The sequence below is a fragment of the Staphylococcus sp. GDB9P120P genome (genome assembly GCF_017893435.1).
GTDB classification, from domain to species: Bacteria; Bacillota; Bacilli; order Staphylococcales; family Staphylococcaceae; genus Staphylococcus; species Staphylococcus cohnii.
Genome location: NZ_JAESNB010000002.1, coordinates 206,016 through 225,916 on the forward strand (window position 1 = coordinate 206,016; position 19,901 = coordinate 225,916).

At 31.8% G+C, this 19,901-nt stretch carries 18 protein-coding genes; 13 read left to right on the top strand and 5 right to left on the bottom strand.

The window, feature by feature from the left end:
• Positions 1-5 precede the first annotated feature (5 nt).
• Entirely contained in the window at positions 6-728 is a 723-nt protein-coding gene (locus KA856_RS00980; RefSeq protein WP_210138374.1) for an N-acyl homoserine lactonase family protein, read from the bottom strand.
• Positions 729-772: 44 nt separating this feature from the next.
• A complete protein-coding gene (locus KA856_RS00985; RefSeq protein ID WP_210138375.1) occupies positions 773-1,114 on the bottom strand; it encodes a hypothetical protein in 342 nt (113 codons plus the stop codon).
• On the opposite strand from KA856_RS00985, the gene KA856_RS14080 reads away from it, so the two are divergent.
• On the top strand, positions 1,050-1,268 hold the full coding sequence (locus KA856_RS14080) for an LPXTG cell wall anchor domain-containing protein (protein ID WP_432590906.1): 219 nt from the start codon (positions 1,050-1,052) through the stop codon (positions 1,266-1,268). The genes KA856_RS00985 and KA856_RS14080 overlap by 65 nt on opposite strands.
• A gap of 576 nt (positions 1,269-1,844) precedes the next feature.
• Here the strand turns inward: KA856_RS14080 and KA856_RS00995 are convergent.
• Positions 1,845-3,452: a trypsin-like serine peptidase gene (locus tag KA856_RS00995; protein ID WP_210138377.1), complete on the bottom strand. Its 1,608-nt coding sequence runs from the start codon at positions 3,450-3,452 to the stop codon at positions 1,845-1,847.
• A gap of 310 nt (positions 3,453-3,762) precedes the next feature.
• On the opposite strand from KA856_RS00995, the gene KA856_RS13975 reads away from it, so the two are divergent.
• The 4 genes from KA856_RS13975 (at position 3,763) to KA856_RS01010 (ending at position 8,652) form a co-directional block, all read left to right on the top strand.
• On the top strand, positions 3,763-4,833 hold the full coding sequence (locus tag KA856_RS13975; protein ID WP_245337635.1) for a poly-gamma-glutamate hydrolase family protein: 1,071 nt from the start codon (positions 3,763-3,765) through the stop codon (positions 4,831-4,833).
• A gap of 25 nt (positions 4,834-4,858) precedes the next feature.
• Positions 4,859-5,299 carry a poly-gamma-glutamate hydrolase family protein gene (locus KA856_RS13795; protein WP_348634528.1) on the top strand — a complete coding sequence of 147 codons (441 nt, stop codon included), beginning with the start codon at positions 4,859-4,861 and terminating at the stop codon, positions 5,297-5,299.
• Between the two features lie 395 nt (positions 5,300-5,694).
• Complete coding sequence (locus KA856_RS01005; RefSeq protein WP_210138378.1) at positions 5,695-6,762, top strand: acyltransferase family protein; 1,068 nt, start codon at positions 5,695-5,697, stop codon at positions 6,760-6,762.
• A 15-nt stretch (positions 6,763-6,777) separates the two neighbouring features.
• Positions 6,778-8,652, top strand: coding sequence for a glycosyltransferase family 2 protein (locus KA856_RS01010; protein ID WP_210138379.1), 1,875 nt, complete (start codon positions 6,778-6,780; stop codon positions 8,650-8,652).
• Between the two features lie 98 nt (positions 8,653-8,750).
• Here KA856_RS01010 and KA856_RS01015 read toward each other — a convergent pair whose 3' ends face one another.
• Positions 8,751-9,836, bottom strand: a complete 1,086-nt coding sequence (locus KA856_RS01015; protein WP_204170783.1) for an acyltransferase — start codon at positions 9,834-9,836, stop codon at positions 8,751-8,753.
• 392 nt (positions 9,837-10,228) lie between these two features.
• On the opposite strand from KA856_RS01015, the gene abc-f reads away from it, so the two are divergent.
• Both abc-f and KA856_RS01025 read left to right on the top strand, forming a co-directional pair.
• The gene (abc-f, locus tag KA856_RS01020; RefSeq protein ID WP_107523592.1) at positions 10,229-11,845 is read left to right on the top strand and encodes a ribosomal protection-like ABC-F family protein; all 1,617 of its coding nucleotides are present in this window, start codon (positions 10,229-10,231) and stop codon (positions 11,843-11,845) included.
• A 236-nt stretch (positions 11,846-12,081) separates the two neighbouring features.
• Complete coding sequence (locus KA856_RS01025) at positions 12,082-12,963, top strand: mechanosensitive ion channel family protein (protein ID WP_103161607.1); 882 nt, start codon at positions 12,082-12,084, stop codon at positions 12,961-12,963.
• Between the two features lie 101 nt (positions 12,964-13,064).
• Here the strand turns inward: KA856_RS01025 and KA856_RS01030 are convergent, their stop codons facing one another.
• Complete coding sequence (locus KA856_RS01030) at positions 13,065-13,799, bottom strand: NAD-dependent protein deacylase (protein WP_210138380.1); 735 nt, start codon at positions 13,797-13,799, stop codon at positions 13,065-13,067.
• A gap of 303 nt (positions 13,800-14,102) precedes the next feature.
• Here KA856_RS01030 and KA856_RS14025 point away from each other — a divergent pair, with 303 nt between their 5' ends.
• The 6 genes from KA856_RS14025 to KA856_RS01060 all read left to right on the top strand — a co-directional run bounded on the left by KA856_RS14025 (position 14,103) and on the right by KA856_RS01060 (position 19,861).
• On the top strand, positions 14,103-14,966 hold the full coding sequence (locus tag KA856_RS14025; RefSeq protein WP_233644310.1) for a MurR/RpiR family transcriptional regulator: 864 nt from the start codon (positions 14,103-14,105) through the stop codon (positions 14,964-14,966).
• 14 nt (positions 14,967-14,980) lie between these two features.
• On the top strand, positions 14,981-15,280 hold the full coding sequence (locus tag KA856_RS01040; protein ID WP_210138381.1) for a PTS sugar transporter subunit IIB: 300 nt from the start codon (positions 14,981-14,983) through the stop codon (positions 15,278-15,280).
• A gap of 36 nt (positions 15,281-15,316) precedes the next feature.
• Positions 15,317-16,612, top strand: a complete 1,296-nt coding sequence (locus KA856_RS01045) for a PTS sugar transporter subunit IIC (RefSeq protein ID WP_192959217.1) — start codon at positions 15,317-15,319, stop codon at positions 16,610-16,612.
• 18 nt (positions 16,613-16,630) lie between these two features.
• Positions 16,631-16,951, top strand: a complete 321-nt coding sequence (locus KA856_RS01050; RefSeq protein ID WP_107523595.1) for a PTS lactose/cellobiose transporter subunit IIA — start codon at positions 16,631-16,633, stop codon at positions 16,949-16,951.
• A gap of 295 nt (positions 16,952-17,246) precedes the next feature.
• A complete protein-coding gene (locus tag KA856_RS01055) occupies positions 17,247-18,335 on the top strand; it encodes a DUF871 domain-containing protein (protein WP_192945711.1) in 1,089 nt (362 codons plus the stop codon).
• Between the two features lie 518 nt (positions 18,336-18,853).
• Positions 18,854-19,861 carry a zinc-dependent alcohol dehydrogenase family protein gene (locus KA856_RS01060; RefSeq protein WP_210138382.1) on the top strand — a complete coding sequence of 336 codons (1,008 nt, stop codon included), beginning with the start codon at positions 18,854-18,856 and terminating at the stop codon, positions 19,859-19,861.
• The last annotated feature ends 40 nt before the right edge of the window (positions 19,862-19,901 follow it).

Consider the following 19,901-nt stretch of genomic DNA (forward strand, 5'->3'; position numbering starts at 1 on the left):
TCCTCTTATAAATCAATTTCTCTCTTTACAATTTCAGGATCATGGTTTACAAATATACCTTTACAATTTTCGTCATATGAAATACCTTGTAACCATTTTAAAGATGATAAAGCTTTCGCTTTATTATCAATTATTCCGGGTAGTATTAATTTTTCCCAATTCATTCTTACATCACCAACATCACCAGCTAGTACAATATATTTATTATCAATTAGTGAATTAACAAGGATACTCGTTAATCCTTTTGAATGACCTGGTGTATGAACTAAAATGATGGAACCATCTTCAAATAAATCGAATGCTTTATTTTCAGGGCCAATAGGACTATTTTTAAATGTAAAAGGTTTAATGAGTGTATCCTTCCAAAACTTACTATTATATCTTACAGATATTTTCTTAGCCGCTTTTAATTCAGATTCACTAACAATGATGTTTTTAGCATTTTTAACCATGTGTAGACCACCGGCATGATCACCATCTAAATGACTTAAAATAACATAATCTATATCCTTAGATTTGAATCCAAGTGCTTTTAAACGGTTATCAATAGTATATCCAGTTGGAACATTTGGTACGGCTACTTTGTTCTTTCTCATAAAGCCAGGCATATCATATTTTATACCTTCAACACTTTTATCAAAGCCCGTATCAAATAAAATATTGCCTTTTGGATGTTCAATTAAATAACAAGTAACAGGAACTTCTATTCTATGTCTGTTAGATCTCATGAAACCAGTATATGCAAGTGGATTGATTGATCTACCTTGACCAGTTAATTTTTTGTCAACACACCGGATACACCGAATACACCGGATAAACCGAATAAACCGAATAAACCGAATACGCCGGATAAACCGAATACACCGGATACACCAAATACGCCGGATAAACCGAATACACCAGATACACCAAATACGCCGGATACACCAAACACACCAGATACACCAAATACACCGGATAAACCGAATAAACCGGACACACCAAATATACCGGATAAACCGAATACACCGGATACACCAAACACACAGAATACACCAAATAAACCAGGTATATCAGTTACGTCGAATCCACCTAATAAACTTAATACATTAAATACATCAAATGTATCAAGCACGGCAAATACAACAAAGGTTTCAGCATCAACTAATACAACGAGAGAGAAACAATTGCCTAATACAGGTGAAACAAATAATACTGGATTTTTTGCGAGTATAATAGCGTTAATCGGTGGTATAATACTTACCGTTTCTAGAAGAAAGAAAAATTAAAGTCATTTAATTAAAAAACGGTAGTTCTGATTAAAATGTTACGAATACTTTAATCAGAACTAATATAAAATTTGAGGATTAAGCAATCATGAGTTGCTTAATCCTTTTTGATTTGTCTAGCATAATAATCCTGTGGTGAACGTTCGTTACAAAATTTATAGTAAATCAAACAGTGGAACTTTTAGAGTATTAAGATTTCATCTATTTCGAATTCAATTAATTTCTTATTTGCGTATAATTTTTGAGGTGAAGTATGATTGGCGAGTGCAGCTAAGAGCGTGAATTATCCTTGAAAGTAGCTTATTAAGCTTTATATTCAGTTGTATGGATATAATCAAAAACGTCATCAGCCAGGCTTTCAAAAATATATTTAGCTTTTTGTTCTCCGCTTTCCTATTTATAATAAAAATCATTTACTTTCACCTGTGAATTGGGAAAATGATGTGGGCTGAAAGCATATAAAAAGCAACTTTTGTCTAAATGAACTGCAACTTATCAAATAGATAAGTCTGCTTAAATTTGAAAAGGATTAAAAAAAGCACCCTCAACAATAAGTGAAGATGCTTATTAAATAGCTTAGATAATGTTTTGAATAACTTCTTTGTGTAATTTACTTCTTAATTCTGCCATCGTATTTAGATGGTATTTTTTATAATCACCTGAATCAATTCTAAAAGCATGGATACCTAAAATTTCATTTTTACTATTTAAAATGGCGCCTCCTGAAGAACCTGGTTCAGCCATCATTTGATAATAGCCCATTGGATTGATGTTACGAGCCATGAGGGAATATTTACCCTTAGAATGATACATCGTACCCATAGGATCATTCTTGAATTTTCCAGTTGGTAATCCATAATGATACATGTGAATAGGTGTATTAGCTTTGATATTGGTAATCGATTTTTCAGGAGCAATTTTACGTATTTTCATATACTTCGAAATATCTTCTTTTGTATATAATAATGCGACATCACCAAATTGCATCATCTTCACACCAACTACTTTGAGTGAGCGTGTGTAACTTGAACCTTCTTGTAGCAAGTTCACTCTTAGGTTTTGAATTGAAGATGGTGACATTGGTTTATGTGCTTCTGGATTATTGATGACGTGATTAGCTGTTAATATGGTATGTTTACCAATTGCAGTTCCAGTGCCATAAGTCAGTGTTTTTTTAATAGGATTCCAATTAAATACGGTTGCAATATTGGCTGTTTTCGCAGTCGTATGTTCTAAAGTAACCCCTTTATTGCCAGATTTTTTCATGATTTTTAATGCATCATTGATGCCGGATGCTTTAGTAGTTTGACCAAAATCTCGCACATTATTACTGCCTGGTATCTTTGATGACCATGCTTTAGGCGCTTGATTATAGTAGTTGCTGTTTTTTATAGTTTTCTTAGTTGTTTTTGGAATAACTTTTACACTTTTAGATGCTTTTGTTTGCTTAATTGATGGCTTCACTTGCTGTTTTTTTGCTGTTGCAGATAAGGTTTGTGATTTCTTATTTTTATTTACTTTAGTCTTATTCGTTTTTTTCTTTGCTACCTTAGTTGAGCTTGATAGTAGCTGTGGTTTTATAGATTTTGATGTACGCTTAGAAGAAGTATGTTGAGCTACTCGAACTTTTGCTTTTGATAATCCACTTTGTTTTTGTTTAATAGCTGTATTTACTTTTTGATTTTTGTCAGTGGGCATAATAGCTTGTGTCTTGTTTTTATTTTGAATGATTGGTTGTTTTGCTAGTTTTCTTTTTTGCTTAATTGGTGAAGGTGATTGTACTTTGATAGTTTTTGATAATGGTTGCACATTTTTACCTGAAATTACATTCGGAGTACCTTGTGAAACACCATTTTTAACTGATTTTTTTACACTTATATCTTTATTATTGTATTGTAATTTAGTGCCTTGTTTAGGAATTTGAACTTCATTTTGTTGTGCTTTTAAATTTTTGTTATTTACTATTTTAGTATTTTTTACTTCATTAATTGTATTGATCTTTTTTGTCTCATTTGTTGCTATTGGAGATTTTTTAGTTACTTTATGGTTAACTGTATAATCTATATCAGTAATTTTTTCAGCAGCTTCCACTTTATCAACATGAAATATTATCCCCAAGCAAACTATCAGAGCTGTAGTAATGATAGCAGAAATATATTTTATTGCCCAATATGGTTTATGCACTTAATCTGTCCCCCTGTTTTCTATTGTGTAAAAAGTAAAAGTGTGATTATTTCTTCAATATTATATACTTTTTCTTTTGTGTATGGCAATACATTTTTGCTAATGAGAACAATATATTAAAATAGTCGTTGGCTCGGTAAAATGTTTTGATATATACTTGTAATTAAGTAACTTTTTACTTTATTGCTATATGATTTTACTAAATTTATAAGTTCTTAAGCTTCGATTAAACATTAATTTAATTATTGTATTTAAAAAAATATTGTGTATTATTGAAATTATAGAAAACATTAAGGGGAAAAGAATGAAAATGAAAACGAATATACGTACTTTTTCTAGTAAGAAGTTAGTGTTAGGGCTTGTAACGACTGCTATTGGGATTAGCACGATTGCTTTAGTGAGTGAAAATGCACATGCAAGTACTTCAACAGTAAAATCACAAACGGTAACAAAAACAACAAAACCTGCGCCTGCGACAACTAAACCATCTACAACGGTGAAAACAGTAAAGCCTGCAGTGGTAAAATCAACGACAACAAAAGCTACTACAAATGTAACGACTAAAAAACCACAAGCAATAGTAAAACCCACAGCTCAAAAAGCACCAGTGACGAAGAAGTCAGTGCCTGTAAAAAAACCAGTCAGCAAAGCTATTTCAACAACGACGATTAAAGCGCCTGTTGCGTCCAAACCAGCGACGCCAACAATGAAGAAGCCAAGCACAGTGACAAAGGTATCGACACCAACAACGATAAAGAAATCCAACAAAACAACAAAGGCACAGAATTCAACGACGGTGAAAAAATCCAACGCAACAACAAAAGCACCTACCTCAACAACGATAAAGAAACCAAACTCAACGATAAAGATCTCGGCAATATCAACAAAAACGCCGACAAAGACACAAATAACTTCAGTAAAGACACCGAGTAAATCAACAATGACCCAGACACCGCCGAAGACATCAAGTACATCGATGTTGCCGTCTACAAAACCAAGCGCATCATCAAAAGTGCCTACAACATCTGCACCAGTGCAACCAAGTACAATAACCAAAGCACCAGTCAAAACAAATGAAGAACTCCAAAACATAGCAACGCCGAAACTCGAAAATACGAACACGCAAGGTATGACATTGCAGTCTCAAGAAGCAGTAAAACCAACTACAGAAACAGGGACAAATACACAAAATACAACGCGTAAACAGGATTACTATAAATCTATGACAGAATTATATAATGATACAAAAGAAGGTATAGACTGGAAGAAAGATACGCGAGATGTTGGGAAATCAGTGTTAATCGTGGCACCACATGGTGGAAATATTGAACAAGGGACTTCAGAATTAACAAAATTAGTGGCGAACAACGAACAATGGTGATTTTGATTATTTTTCATTTGAAGCGATACGTCCATCGAATAATACACAATTACATGTCACATCTACAAATTATGATGATGCAACTTTGCATGACATGATCCAAGACCGAACGGCTACAATTTCAATTCATGGTGCTCAAGGGGAAGAACAGCTCGTATACTTAGGTGGTTATCAATCACCCCTTAGAGATGCTATTCAAAGTCAACTTGAACGTAAAGGATTTGTAGTGAAAATACCGCCAGAATACCTTGGTGGACTGAATAATGCTAATTTTATAAATAAAGTAGAGGAAAGCACAGGTGTTCAATTAGAGTTAACGACTGCTTTAAGAAAAGCATTTTTCAAAGATGGAGATGCTAGCACAGCGTCACGTAAAAAAATAGAAAATTGGACTACCACAATGTATGACTTTGCTGAAGCGCTCAATGGTGCAATCAAGCAAGTCTATCCAGAAAATCAAGGATAATATATTGAATATATTGATAAAGTAGCACGTTTTAAGCTTTTAATTTTAATAAGTATATTTCTTTTAATAAGGTAAGGACCTCAATGCGTATGTGTATACGTATTGGGGGTTTTTTATTTTAGTAAGGCTCATTGACGGGTAGTCTAAGGGAAGTCTAAATCTTTCGATATTCTGCAGAAAAACAATAATTGTAATCAAATATATATTTATAAAATTACATAAGGATATAGTATGTAGCGTTAATTAGTAAATCTCTGAATATATATTTTAAAAATAATGAAATGTTTGAATTCAAAAAAACATTGTAATATAATTCACGTTATTTCATGTTAAAAACGTATTTTAAGTTTGCGAAAATTTACATATACATAGATAATCTAAAGAGGAGCGCAATTATGAAAGTATATACATCAATTATTTTTTGGATGAGAGCAATTGCTTGTCTAAGTATTGTGATGATTCATACAATTACTACAACATTTTATAAATTTGAAATGCCTAATGATGGCTATTTATTAAGGACTTTTCAATTACTATTATTATACGCAACACCAATGTTTGTTTTTATTTCTGAGTTTTTATTAGCCAAACAGTATAAGACGCAGGTTAAAGAAGGTTTCGTGAAACAGAAAGTGCTGACATTAGGAATTCCATATATCATCATTAACTTAGGTTTAGCGTATGTCTACGGGCAGCCTAGTAATTTAACGGAATACCTAGATTCTGTTCAATTTATGATGTTTCATGGTGGCACGCTAACGTATTTCATTGTTATTATTTTTCAATTTTATGCTTTACATATGCTATTCGCGAAACACTTAGTAAAACTTAACCCATTAAAAATAATCACATATTCGTTAATCGTTACGACTTTATTTTGGGCTATGAGAACGTTTGTCGATGCACCTGAAGTTTGGTATTTAAATTGGTTATGGCAACGAGAAGGTTGGATGATTTTCATAGGTTGGCTTAGTTATTTCTTGCTAGGTTTTTATATGGGTTATTATTACGAAGCTCTGATGTCTAATATACAAAAATATACGAAATACATTGTTTTAGGAACTACAATTGTGATAGTTATAACGTTAATCAATTATTTATCGGGCTGGCTAACACTAGTGGACTCTAAGCGTATTGACACACCAATTTATGTAACTATGATGATTTTAATCTTCTTTTTAATATCATCTTACGTTAAATATGTACCGAAATTTTTCATCTTAATTAGCAATTATTCTTTTTCAATATACTTAATTCATTACTTTATTGTTCATAGGTTAGGGACATTGCACGATCATCCTATATTCAATATACTATTCACATTTACGCTGACAATTACGTTCTCAATGTGTATTGCTTATGTGTTTAACCAGTTCAAACTAGGTAAATATATAGTGGGTGGCATCGGGAATGTTAAGTATGACAAGTTTTATCAAAGTTATAAAAACAATCTAGTGGATTAAAAAGGGGAGAATTGAATGAATAAATTAGTCTCGGTTATTATATCGGTCTATAATAAGGAACCATTCTTAAAAAAATGCATTGAATCTTTAATCAATTTAAATATGGAACACTCAAAATTAGAGGCAATTTTTGTCGATGATTGTTCTACAGATCGCTCGGTAGCAATGATTGAAGGTTATGCTAGTCAGTATGATTTTATAAAATTAATTCAGCTACCAACGAATACAGGTAGTCCTTCAGAACCAAGAAATATAGGTATTAAAGAGGCGAAGGGTAAATATATCGCCTTATTGGATGCAGATGACTGGTTAGATACAGAAGGATTTCCTAGGTTTATGGAGAAAGTAAATGCAGATGATGCAGAGTTAGGCTTAGGACAGACTCTCAAACATACAAATAAAAGCATTACGTATCATGCTAGATTCACAGCATATAAAGATGCATCAAATCTGATGCCACAAGATATTGAAAAAATTTTTCGAGCGGTAGGGCCACCGGGCAAAGTATTCAAACGCGATATTGTAATTAATAATCAGATTCAATTTGAACATATGAAATTTGGTGAGGATAAATTATTTTTCATTGATCTTATTTCTAAGATTCAAAATATTACAATGTCTACGATACCTGCTTATCATGTGAATAGATACGATGAGAATCAATCACTTGTGAAAGAGACTTCAGTGGTAGATAAAGCTTATTTGAATGTGAATATAACCAAGCGCATTTGTAATATGGATATATCTGAATCTCTGAAAAAGATGATGTTATCTAGAATGGTGGAAGTAGACTTTTTTAGAAGGTTGTTGCATACAAAAACGTTTTTAAAATCTGATGATAAGCAAACGTTCTATGCTATTTTTGACGAAGTAGAACATATACTAAATGAATCTGGTTATCATATGAAGGAATTTATTAACAATAAAAAATTCATAGCTATGTATACTTTATACCATCAAGAAGATAAAGAACCCTTTTTAAACCTTACAGAAGCACTTGTTTATGGTTATTGGCATTATTATATAAATAAAGATACGATTTACATGGAAATTGATGGTAATTATGATGTTTTAGAACCCACACCTGTGCGTTGTTATCCAGTGTATGAAGGGACGCAAATGCTAAATGGCGAATTATATGAAGTGATTAAAGTATTGAAACCGGAAAATATACAAATTAATGGTGTAAAATTAGTTGAAATTAATAACTCAGCGAACGCGTATCATGTTGATTATATGTATAAAGATAAAAACATTTATATTCATCAGCAACAATTTAAACAAGCGAAAGAGATAGATGTTAACCTCGGTGTCGAATTTGGTGAAATGAATGATATCGCCTTGGTTTACGCTTCTTACCCAAGTAATAATGAAATTTATAAAATGAAACGACAAAGCTTTAAGTTAGAGTTCGTCAATAAATTGAGAGAAAAATATAAAGGGAAATATTTCTTAACGGCTTCAGAACCATTGATGACGCTTAAAAAAACAAATGTATATCGTGACATTGAATTTAAAGAACAAATCGTGAGCTTAAATCCAGGTACGAAAGTGGTGCCGACAGACGTTCAGTTCACATCGAATGGTACACCTAGATTAATTCTTGAAGACGGTAGTGTGATCACTGCTAATAAAGATTTTGTAACACAGATTAACATGGATGACCATCACAAATATATTACAGAGGTTCCTAGTGAGGTTAAAATTAAAAAAGTTTGTAAGTTGTATAACTCTAGAACATTTAAAAATGAACCACTAGAAACACTTAAAGTTGGAGATACGATTAACATAGCTAATATTGCCTATACTAATAAATCAACACCACGATTAGTCACACAAGAAGGAAATTACTTAACAGCAAACAAAGATTTTATTGAAGTAATATCGTAATATTGAAGTAATGAATATATTTAAGAGGCTACTAAATAACCGAAAGTATTGGTTTATAGTAGCCTCTTTATTATAAAAAATTATTGGAATTAGTTAAGTTAATGCGTTGCCTCACGAATAAAATATTTAGTTTGATTACTTACGATTTTGGACTTTTTAGGCACTGGAACGATATAGTTTCCATTCGGAATTTTAATAAGCAAATTAATGATTATTACAGATATAGTAACTATAATAATAAATAAAATACCGTATAATAAAAAGCTATCCCTATTATCAAAAATTGGTATTTTCATTACAATCCATTTTACTAAGGGATGTACTAAATAAATTCCCATAGAGTAATTACCGATTAAAGTTAGTATTTTCATGATTGATTTACTTTTTCTGATAAGAAGGTAAAAATAAATTAAAAATGCTAAGAAAAACGGTGTATATAGTAAAAACATTGGATGGGATGATGTTACGAAATGATCTAAATCAATAAATATTAAAAATGAAATAAAAACGACTACAATAGAAGGTAATAATAAGGTTTTATATTTTCTAATACCCATGTTTATCTCCTCGTAATATCTTGCGAATACAATCCCTAAAATAAAATAAGAAATCCAATTGAAAATAAACGCTCTACTCATAACAAAAGTACCTATGACCGGTATATCAATTGAAAATTGTTCGTAGTTCAATTGCCAGAATATAGTGAGTATTGTAGAGAAAACGTATGTTAGCAGTAATGGTAAGCCTTTTTTAATTTTTTGTAAGACTGGAAATAAAATATAAAACTGAAGAACGGTTAATATAAAATATAAATGGTAATTTCCAGTTCCAAATAAATAATATCCTATAAAGTTTTTATTACTATCTAGGTTTACCTCAACAACGCCTAAGTAGTATAAATAGACAGTTGTCCAAATTATGTATGGTACAAATATTTTAGTAAATCGTGATTTTACAAAATAGTTTAAATCAAAACCGCGTTTCAAGACAGAATGTGTTAATAAAAAGGCACTAATAACTGCAAAAACAGGAGTGCCGAGCCGACCAATCTGGCTAAGATACCCTGCAATAATTGTCATACTAAGACTGTTTTCGTTATTTATGTATGAAACAGATAGATGAACACATACAATAAATAGCGTTGCAATAGACCTAATAATAGGTATTTCTTCAATATACTTCAAAATACTCCCCCCAAAAGATTGAAATTACACACATCCATTTATTATATAGCATACTGTTTGTTTAATCTAGAAGTAAAAATAGTGAAAATTTAATATTAAATGATTAATATTAATGATATTTCTATTACGATTGAGCATTCATATTAATAAGTGATATAAATGAATCTTTAAAAAATAAACAAAATATTGTAAAGTGTTTATTGATTATATAAAAGGAGGTGTCGTAATGTTTCTTATAGCGCAAAGTTGCAGATTTTTACAAATCGTTCGCAACAAATTTTCAGGATTAACTTCAAAATTGGTGAAGTCTGTCTTTTTTGAAATTAATCAACAGTCTATAAGGAACTGACACCTGAATTTTGCTTCCTTATAGACGATATGGAGGAAGTAAAATGAATATATTAAACGCATCTAACATTTCTAAAAGATTTATTGAAGAAACTTTATTCGATGATATTAAAATTACTCTTAACGCTGGAGATACTATTGGTTTAGTAGGTAGAAATGGAGAAGGTAAGACTACCTTATTGAATTTATTATCTGGTATAGAAAAACCATCATCAGGCGTAATCAGTTGGAAGAAAAATTTAAAGATTGGTTATTTAAACCAAATACCTGAATACGAATCACATCAAAACATTTATCAATGTTTGCAATCTGTGTTTCAAACTTTAAATCGTATATCAGACCAACTTGAAGTGATTGAAGAAAAAATGAGTCATGAAACGGAAAATATAGATAATTTAATGTCTCGGTATGGCGAATTACAGTCATATTATGAAGCGCATGATGGTTATGAAATAGATGCTAAAATACGTAGAGTAGCTAATGGTTTAAATATAGAACATTTGCTCGAATCAAAATGGGGAGATTTATCTGGTGGAGAACGTACAAAAGTAGGTATTGCGCAAATATTGATTAAACCCACAGATTTATTACTTTTAGATGAGCCGACGAATCACCTTGATTTTAGTTCTATCGAATGGTTAGCTAACTATATTGAGAATTACGAAGGCGCTACAGTAATTGTTTCGCATGATCGCTATTTTTTAGATGAAACAGTACAGCAAATTATAGAAATAGATCAGAAGCAACTTTATAGTTATAATGGCAATTATTCATATTTTGTTGAAGAGAGAGAAAAAAGGTTACTAGTTGAATTTGAAGCTTATAAAACACAACAAAAGAAAATTAAAAAAATGAAAGAATCCATTAAGCAATTAAAATTATGGGCGAGCCAAGCAAAACCACCCAACGCTGCAATGTACCGTCGGGCTAAAAGTATGGAAAAAGCCTTAAATCGTATCAAGCGTTTGGAAAAGCCAACGATAGATTCACAAAAAATGAACATAGTGCTTGAAGAAGGTAAACGTGTTTCAAACAAAGTCATTGAAATGGAAAATGTGGCTAAAGCATATGATTCTTTATTATTTGAAAATGTGGATATGTTGATTAGAAGAGGTGAGCATGTTGCTATTATTGGTGACAATGGAACAGGTAAATCAACCCTTTTAAAAATGATTTTAGGACAAGTTTCTGTAGATGAAGGTTCAATTAAAACTGCAAACAATTTAAAAATTGGATATCTTTCTCAGCATGAGTTTGAGGAAGTTGAAAATGATACTATATTAAATATTTTTCGAGAAAAGGTGGATGTAACAGAAGGTCAGGCTAGACATATGTTAGCTAACTTTATGTTTTATGGCAAAGACGTTTTTAAAAAAGTTAATGATTTAAGTGGTGGAGAAAGAATCAGGCTTAGATGGGCGCAACTAGTAAATAGTGATTATAATTTACTAGTTTTAGATGAACCAACGAACCATTTAGATATAGATGCAAAAGAAACAATTGAAGAAGCTTTATTGGATTATGAAGGTACCATCATTACTGTGTCACATGATAGATACTTTCTTAATAAGCTATTTAGCGTCACTTATTTGTTGAAAAATAAAAATTTTGAAAAGTTTCATGGAAATTATAACTATGTTAAAAATAAAGGTTTTCTATAATTTATATACACACAAAATAAAGCAGGATAGCGGATGTCTATCCTGCTTTTAGACTGCATATTGAAATAAAAGTGTCACTTTAAGTTAAAGTGAGTTGTTCAAAACCTTTAAGGGTTTAGATAACATTTAAAGTATGATAACTTTTGTAATGGGAAAAGCAATTTCTTAATAAATCACTACTATTTGATGTATTGTAACGCAATCGTATAGCGAGCTAAGAATGGAGGAAATACAATATGAATCAATTGAAGCAATTTTTTATGAAGTTGATTGAACCACTAACAAAGGTTGAATTTTATCAATCACTTTTAGTCAATATATTAATTATTGTGGCATATATTTTGATAGGTATTATTGTGATTACCATTGCGAAGAAATTAGTGACGAAATTTTTCAAAGCAAATGCAAAGAAAAAAACACATTATAAAATTAAACGAAGTGAGACGTTATCTACACTTGTTCAAAATCTAATTAGTTATGTTGTATGGTTTATCGTACTCACATCTATACTTTCACGCTTTGGGATAAGCGTATCGGCAATTTTAGCCGGTGCTGGTGTGGTCGGTCTAGCGGTCGGCTTCGGTGCACAAACAATTGTCAAAGATATCATAACCGGTTTCTTTATTATATTTGAAGGACAATTTGACGTGAGTGATTATGTGCAAATTAATGCGTCTGGTGTGACGATTGCAGAGGGTACAGTTAAAACAATTGGTTTAAGATCAACACGCATACAATCAGATACAGGTGAAATATATACTTTACCCAATGGAACAATAAGTGAAATTGTAAACTACTCTGCAACAGATGTATCACCACTAGTGATGATACCCGTTTCACCATCAGAAGATTATGAAATGATAGAGAAAAAATTATTAGACTTTTTACCAACACTCAAAGATAAATATGATATGTTTGTTGCAGCACCTGATTTATTAGGGTTAGACAGTATCGACGGCAATCAAATGATTATTAAATTATTAGTACATGTAAAGCCAGGTATGCATTTTCCAGGTCAGAGATTATTGCGTAAAGAAGTTTTACATTACCTTAATAAAGAAGGTATTTCTATGCCAAAACCAACGCTGGCTAAATTTGAAGAACCAGTAATTGAATAATATTGAAATTATAAAAAGAGAAAGCGTATCTACATGTATAATGCATGTAGATACGCTTTTTATTTTTTAAACGATACGCGCATACTTATTTATTTGGAAATTTACAATGTTGCATACAGTTCATTAATGACTGAAACCATGTCATCGTGTATTACTAAATTTGCATCACTATCATAAGGTGTAGGGTCCCTGTTAATAATAACTAAGTTTTGACCCTCAAAGTTTGATATAAGACCGGCGGCAGGCTGAACGACCAGTGAAGAACCTAAAACAACTAGGGTGTCAGCTGATTTGATTTTATGTAGAGCATCAAATATCGTGTCTTGATTTAGCATTTCTCCATAAAGTACGATATCTGGTCTGATTGCACTGCCACAAGTTTCACAATGACGTAGGTTATGATGAATAACGTATTGTTTAGAATATTTTTGCTCACAGTTAATACAATAAAATCGGTTTAGTGTACCATGTAGTTCATCTGTGTGTGAACTCCCGGCATCTGAATGTAGGCCGTCAATGTTTTGAGTGATGACACCCAGTGATTGTTGATGCTGTTCAAGTTGAGCAATCCACTGATGAACGATATTTGGCTTTTTGTCAGCAAAGAGTAAATAATCATGACAAAAATTAATAAAGCCCTTTGGATCATTTTGGAAATACGCTTCACTTAATAAATACTCAGGAGAGTAACCATTTTTTGAAATTTCCTCATATAAACCACCAATAGAACGAAAGTCAGGAATACCACTTGCAACAGATATACCTGCTCCTGTGAAAAATGTAATGCTATTAGAAGTATCAATGATATTTTTTAATAATTCAATGTTACGTTTCATGAAATCACTCCGTTAAAAAATTTAACACCTAAAGAAATTTTGAAATTTCCAATATTATATTCAAATCAATTTTAAAATGAAGTATTGATTTTAGCAAATTCAGCATAGTGAGTATATCTAACTTGCAAGGTTTCTTGGAACTTTCGATATATTGAAAAAAGAAAGGTGATAATAAATGATTAAATATTCAGAGCGCAGTAAGCAATATTTCAGTAAGTGTCATTTTACAAACAAAATATAATTTGACACACGAAATAATATTTTGTAAATTGTAGCTAAGATGAAACAATATTTTGAAAAGAGGTGATAGCTATTCGCAATATTTTAATATTATTGGAATCATCATTAGCGACTTTGAATCCATCGGAATATAGAGTGGCACAGTATATCATCGATTATCCGCATGAAACGATCAACAGTTCAATACAACATTTAGCACACCTAACAAATGTCAGCGAAGCGACGATTGTTAGGTTATCTAAAAAAATTAAATGTAAGGGCTTTCAAGATTTGAAGATGGAAATTGCTATGGCGTTAAATAGCAACAATGAAATTGAATATGATTATGAAGAACTCAATATTAATGATTCCAATGAAAGCGTGATAAACAGTATTTCTCAAAGTAATGCTAAATCTATAAGAAATACAGCTCAAATTTTATCACCAGTAGCGTTAGAACAAGCGGCTTTAATGATACATCAGGCTAGAAAAATTTGTGTGTTTGGTATTGGTGCTTCGTCAATTATTGCAGAAGATTTAAAGCAAAAGCTTACACGCATCGATAAGTGGTGTGAGATTGGTAAGAGCTATGATGAACAAGCAACATTGAGTGCCAATGTAACAAAGGATGATATTGTTATTGCTATTTCTAACACTGGCCAAACAGAAGATATTTTGCAGTCATTAGCGTTAGCGCATAAAGCGGGTGCTCAAATTATTTCCATAACTAAATATAGCAATAATGATGTGGCAGACTTAGCCAATATTAACTTATTTTATAGCTCTTCAGAAAAGCCAGTGAGAAGTGCAGCTATGAGTTCACGTATAGCCATGCTCAATGTCATAGATATTTTATTTGTATCATTAGCCAGTAGGGATTATGAAAGACATACGAAATTATTAGAACGTACTCGGCAAGCAGTTAAAGTTAAAAAAAGAAAATACTGAAAGGATGTTGTTTTATGAAAGTAATAATGGTTTGTTCAGGTGGTATGTCTAGTTCTATGATTGTGGATGCTGTGAAGAAAGAAGCTTCAAAAGAAAATTTTGATTTGGAAATTGTAGCAGTTGGAACCGAAGCATTTGAAAATGAAATTGCTGATTACGACTTAGGTTTAGTAGCACCTCAAGTTAGACATCGATTAGATAAATTTAAAAAAATCGGTGAAGCAGTTAATAAACCTGTAGATGTCATAGATCCAATGGGCTATACACCCATTGGCGCACCTAAAATTTTAAAGCAAATAAAAACGTATGTATAAGTACTAAATTAAATAAGTAAACAGAGGGTGTATGTTATGCAGAAATTTTTGAAATGGATTGAAAAGGTATTGATGCCACCCATGGCCAAAGCTTCTGAACAACGACATTTGACTTCTATTCGTGATGGTATTATTGCAACACTACCACTTATCATTGTTGGATCGTTCTTTACTTTATTTGCGTCTCCACCCATACCAGCTTTAGAAAAATTGGTAGAACCACATGCTGAGAAGATAATGGTCGCTAATAGAATGACGTTGGGCTTGATGGCAGTTTACGCTGCATTTTCAATGGGATACAGCTTAGCAAAATCATATAAAATGGATGGCCAAGCAGGTGGATTACTTTCACTAGCCACATTCTTAATGATGACGTTACCGCTCAACTTAGATGATAAATTACCTAAAAGTGACGCTGTTGGTTATGTGTTACCTATGGCAGATTTAGGTGGTTCCGGCTTGTTTGTAGCAATCATTTCCATGATATTTGCTGTTGAGATGATGCGGCTTGTAGTGAAGTCAGGATTTACGATTAAAATGCCGGATCAGGTACCGGGCTCTGTTGCGCGTTCGTTTGAATCTTTGGTACCAGCAATCGTCATTATCGTTATTTCTTGGTTTGTAAGAGTGATATTAAACATAGATTTAAACGCCATTATTAATAAAATCTTTGAACCTTTAGGCAATTTTGCTGGTGACAGTTTATTAGGTGCTTTAATCCCTGTGTTTTTCATTGTACTTTTATGGTCAGCAGGTATACATGGTGTGGCAGTAATGGGTGCAGTCTTCCAACCTATTTGGTTTTCTTTACTAGACCAAAATATTGATGCTAAGGCTGCTGGGGAACCATTACCACATATTATTGTTGAACCATTTTTCCAGTGGTTTGTATGGATAGGCGGTGCAGGGGCGACGCTGAGTTTGTGTATATTGATGATATTTTCTAAGTCTGAATATTTGAAGAAGGTAGGGCGTTTTTCCATTATACCGAGTATATTTAACATCAATGAACCACTTATATTTGGTGCGCCATTAGTTATGAATCCGATTCTTGCTTTACCATTTATAGGCATTCCATTAATTCTGACTACGATTACTTATTTTGTATTTAAGTTAGGTTTGATAGCTAAAATTACGATACTGGCGCCATGGACATTACCGGGGCCTTTGGGGGCATTATTTGCAACGAATGGTGACTGGAGAGCACTGGTGTTAGTCGTATTTAATCTTTTAGTAGCAGTAATCATATACTATCCGTTCTTTAAAATGTATGAACGTAAAATGTTAGAGCAAGAACAAGGCACTACAAATGATGCTTTTAACGACGATTAATTGAGATGGGGAGATTTGATGACTGAACAAAACGAGCAAATTATTTTTGAAATTATTTCACATGGTGGTAATGCGAAAAGTTTAGCATATGAAGCTTTGGATGCAGCCACAGCATTTAATTTTGAAGAAGCGAATGAACTGATGGCACTGTCGAAGCAAGAAATGAGTAAGGCACATAATATACAAACAGAGTTAATACAGTCTGAAATAAATGGTGACAAAGTACAAACCTCGTTATTGATGATACATGCACAAGACCATTTAATGACAGCGATTAGCGAAAAAAATTTAATTGAAAAAATGATTGAGTTATATCAAAAATTAGAAGAGAAGTGTTAATATGATGCGATTGATTTATTTAATAGTATTATTTTTACTCATATTTTGCTTTTATAAAATAGCCCATTTTATAGTCAATAAGTTTCAATTTAATAGATGGTTGTTGCTTATAGCTATCCCATTTATCGTCGTTGTACCTGTATTCATGTTTGAAAATATTAACTTGTTTGGCTGGGGCATAATATTACTTTTATTAATATTTACGAGTATCCTCTTTTTTGAAAAATCTCGTGTATTGATTGAACATCGTCAAATGCGTGGCATTATATATAAATCAAATAAGGAGTAAATATATATGCATAATTTAGGAATTTCAGTTTATCCGACACAATCTGATTTAGTAGAAATGTGTGACTATATAGAAATGAGTGCAAAATTCGGATTTAAGCGCATCTTCACAAATTTACTTTCAGTTAAAAGTGATGAAGAAGCGGTTTTTAATAAATTTAAGTCAGTGGTAAAAGTTGCTAAAGAGAATGATATGACTGTGATTGCGGATATTAACCATAAAGTTTTTGAAGCATTGAATTTAAAGCGTGATGATTTATCCTTTTTTAAAGCACTAGGTGTATCAGGAATACGTGTTGATGCAGGATTTTCAGCTCAAGAAATAGCACAACTGAGTTATAACAAACAGCATATGTATGTAGAATTAAACATCAGTGTGAGTGATACATTTATTGAAGAAGTGTTAAGTTATCAACCTAATTTAGACAAACTTGTAGGTTGTCACAATTTTTATCCTCAAACCTATACTGGCTTATCATATCAACATTTTGTAAATACGAGTGAGGCTTATAAAAGAAATAATGTTCACACTGCAGCTTTTGTTACTTCACAAGAGGCAACAGTTGGACCTTGGATGATTATGGAAGGGTTACCTACATTAGAAAGTCATAGAAATTTACCTATAGCAGTACAAGTTAAGCATTTATTAATGACGAATTTAGTAGATGATTTTATTATTGGTAACGCATTTGCTTCTGAATCTGAGCTACAATCACTTTCAGAAATTAATTTAGCAATGCCTAGTTTTGATGTTTATTTAAATAACGATATTACTGAATTAGATGAAACCATTGTGACAGAGGAATTTCATTTCAATCGGGGTGATATTTCAGATTATGTTATAAGGTCAACGATGAGTCGTGTCCATTATAAAGATGAGCCATTCCCGCCAAATAATACAGTACAAATTAAAAAGGGTGATATTGTGATTTGTAATGAACAATACGGTCATTATAAAGGGGAGATGCAAATCGCATTACAAGATATGGAAAATCAAGGTTATAAAAATGTTATCGGACATGTAAAAAAAGAAGAACATTTCTTATTGGATTTATTAAAACCATGGCAGTCGTTTGAATTAAAAGTGACATCATAATCTTTTTTAAATAGTGCGTGATTTCTTGAAATTTCAAGTATTAGTAGAAAGATTATAAAAGAAAAGTAAATTAATTAAGCTGGCATCGTTAAGTGAGAGAAGCAGCTGTTTTCCACAAAAAAGCATAATATGTATCTACTATAGGAGACTGAACAATAGAAGAATTTTGAATTGAACCCCAATCAGTAGGACTAAAATAAAAACACTTTCGTTGAATTCATTTTAAATGGATCATACGAAAGTGTTTTTCTATGCGCAGAATTTCTTGTCTAATAAAAACAAAGAATATTGTGTCAAACAAATTAGTGTTAAAGCATATAAGAAAGTTTTAAGTGATAAAAATTAAGATAACCAATCTTTTTTTATAACGATTTCAGAAGTACATTATGGGACGATTTAATTTAATTATTATCATATATGTGTATTGTTATAAGTCTATTTCTTTTAGTAATGTTGATTATTTGTTTAACATTGATAGTGAGTATGCGTGAATTTTAAATATTTAAGGAGGAAAAATAATGAGAGCTTGGCAATTAGAAGATTTTGGATTAGACTGCTTGAAAATGGTTGATGTTCCAACACCTGAAGTTGACAATAAGCAAGTTTTAATTGAAGTTAAAGCCATTTCTTTAAACTATAGAGATCGTGCTATTATTGAGGGGAATTATGCACCGGGTACATTAACATTTCCCTTTATTCCTACTTCAGATTTTTCTGGGAAAGTAGTGCAGGTAGGTAAAGAAGTTACGCAATTTAAAGTGAATGATAGAGTGATTTCGAGACTTTATGCTAAGTCATCTAAAGATCCTTTAGATTCAAGCGATGACAAACATACATTAGGAGGTCCATTGGATGGTGGTCTTGCTGAGTACGTTGTTTTAGATGAAGATGATGTTGTAGCATTACCAGGAAATTTATCTTATGAAGCAGCAGCGACGTTACCTATAGCTGCCTTTACTGCTTGGCTATCATTAGTCCATAATGGAGCGTTAAAATCAAGTGATACAGTATTAATACAGGGTACTGGAGATGTTTCGCTATTTGGTATTCAGATTGCAGCCAGTGTAGGGGCAAATATTATAGCAACAAGTAGTAGTAATGATAAATTAAGTAAATTGGAATCATACGGAGTAACACATTTTATAAACTACACTACCCAACCAAATTGGGAGAATAAGGTGTTAGAAGTAACAAATCGTAAGGGTGTAGATCATATTTTGGAAGTTGTAGGTGGAAATAATGTTCAAAAATCTATATCGTTACTAGCTAAGAAAGGAAAAATATATTTTATAGGTTTTCTAGAAAGTGCTATAGCAGAAATTAATTTTATGCAGTTAGCAGAAAAACAAGCTCAAACTTTTGGTATTAATACAAACCATCACGATTTATATAACAAAATGATAGAAGATATAAACCATTTAAATCTTCATCCTGTTATTGATTCAACATTTGATTTTAATAATGTAGTTGATGCATATCAGCATTTATATGAAAATACTTTTGGAAAAGTAGTGATTAAAATATAACATGATATGAGTAGTTTTATTATCTTAAGAATCAATTGTT